Below are 560 nucleotides of genomic sequence, written 5' to 3' on the forward strand. Positions count from 1 at the left end.
GTATGCATATAAGTGCTCGTCGTCATCTGTATACGCGATCGGCTTGTGTTGCATATCATAGAAATCTAGGCTCATGAGGCTCTTCATTGCAGCGATGGGAGAACAGGGCACTTGCGTGCCCCGAGCTCTGTTAAGCAGCCAAATTACTTGGATGCTTTAGGGCGAATGACGATACGAAACGGCTGACCGTTTGCACGTCGAATCACTTTCCCGGTTTTGGTGGTGATGGTCATGCGATAGATGACCTCACCTTCCTCGTCGGGCTTTTCGAACATCTCAATCTGGGACATAAAATGTCTCCTGCTGAGGTAGGCTCAAACACAGAACTCGCTCCCTTGCGAAAGGAGCTCACAGGGGCTACCATCGCAAAGCTTTCTTCAACGAAGCGCGAGAGACATCTGGAGTCTGTTCAGACGTCTTTTCCCAAAGGCCGGTCAAGGTGCGAACTTGATCGGCTTTTTTGTTTCTGGCTTTCCATCATCTAGTCCAATGCAGGCTCAGAAGCCTCCTCGTAGCGCTAGTGATGAATATGTATCGGTGCCATTTGCATAGCCTATCAT

The 560-nt window shown here is 49.6% G+C and carries 1 protein-coding gene; it reads right to left on the reverse strand.

Features of this window, described 5'->3' with window-relative positions; all coding sequences use genetic code 11:
* Positions 1-143 precede the first annotated feature (143 nt).
* Positions 144-290, reverse strand: coding sequence for a hypothetical protein (locus KMS84_RS43750; RefSeq protein ID WP_177414121.1), 147 nt, complete (start codon positions 288-290; stop codon positions 144-146).
* Positions 291-560 lie beyond the last annotated feature (270 nt).

Origin of the sequence: Streptomyces hilarionis (assembly GCF_024539675.1) — a bacterium.
Lineage (GTDB): Bacteria > Actinomycetota > Actinomycetes > Streptomycetales > Streptomycetaceae > Streptomyces > Streptomyces hilarionis.

Excerpts from the sequence above, each read along its gene's own strand:
- KMS84_RS43750 (WP_177414121.1), bottom strand. The coding sequence starts at position 290 with ATGTCCCAGATTGAGATGTTCGAAAAGCCCGACGAGGAAGGTGAGGTC.